Here is a 1295-nt window from a genome sequence, read left to right on the forward strand (position 1 = left end):
ATCGGCGTCGGCGCGCGCGTGCACGTTGCGGGGGCCGACCGGGTCCGCGGACCGGTCGCCGGGTGCGACCAGGGTCGGTTCCGTGACTCCGGCGAGCAGGTCCCGCCACGCGGCGCGGGCCGTGTCCCGGTCCTGGCCGGCGAGCCAGGCCAGGTACTCCCGGTAGGAGCCGGCCGGAGGCAGCCCGCCCGCGTCTCCCCCGGCCGCGTACACCTGCTCCATCTCGTCGAACAGGACGGGAAGGGACCAGCCGTCCATCAGGATGTGGTGCATCGTGACGACCAGGCGGTGCCGGGAGTCCCCCAGCCTGACGAGCAGCAGGCGGATGAGCGGGGCCTCGGCGGGGTCGAAGCCCCGGGCCTGCTCCTCCCCGGCCAGCCGGTCCGCCTCCGCTTCGGCGTCCTGTCCGGACATTCCCGACAGGTCCGCCTCGCGCCAGGGCGGGACCACGTCGCGGGCGACCACCTGGATGAGCCGGCGCAGCCCGGCGGGCTGGCGGAACCCGGCGCTGAGGTTGGGGTGGCGGCGCAGCAGGGCCGTCCAGGTCGCGCGCAGGATCTCCGGGTCCACCGGTCCCGCCAGTTCGAGGACGCGCTGTTCGACGTAGGTGTCCCGGCCCTGGCCCTCGTAGTGGGCGTGGAAGAGCAGCCCTTCCTGCAGCGGGGACAGCGGCCAGACGTCGAGGAGCCCCGGGCACGTCCCGTCCAGGTCGTCGATCTGCGCCTGGTCGAGGGTGACGAGGGGGAAGTCGGAGGGTGTGTGCCCGCCGCCGCCCGGGGTGGCGGCGTGGGCGGCCAGTCCGCCGAGCATGGCGGCCCAGCTCGCGGCCAGGGCGTCGAGCGAGGCGTCCGGGAGCACGCCGCCCGGGCTGGTCAGTTCCAGGGTCAGGCGGGTGCCGTCCGGCAGGGCCTCGGCGAACGCGTCGGCTTCCAGGACGTGCGCGCCGGCCGCCTCGGCATCGCTCACCGCCGCCATGCCGCCGGGGACCGGTTCCCAGTCGCCCCCGGTCAGCGCGGACCGTCCGAGGTAGTTGAAGGCGACCTGCGCGGACGGGAGGTCGGCGAAGACGGACGCGGTGTCGGGGCCAAGATGGCGGAGCAGTCCGTAACCGAGCCCGTCACCGGGCACGGCCCGCGACTGCTCCTTGACCAGCTTGATCAGCCGTCCGGCATCCGCGCCGCCGGCCCGCACTCGCGCGGGGTCGGTGGTGTCGGGGTCGATGCGGACGGGGTGGACGGCGGTGAACCAGCCGACGGTCCGGCTGAGGTCGAGCCCGTCGGACGTGCGGCCGTGGC

The 1295-nt window shown here is 75.4% G+C and carries 1 protein-coding gene; it reads right to left on the minus strand.

Annotated elements, in window-relative coordinates; all coding sequences use genetic code 11:
• Window positions 1-1295, minus strand: a 1295-nt coding sequence (locus tag AB0J52_RS41100) for a condensation domain-containing protein (protein WP_500188671.1), incomplete at both ends; no start/stop codon positions are given.

The organism is Spirillospora sp. NPDC049652 (assembly GCF_040675125.1).
GTDB lineage: Bacteria > Actinomycetota > Actinomycetes > Streptosporangiales > Streptosporangiaceae > Spirillospora.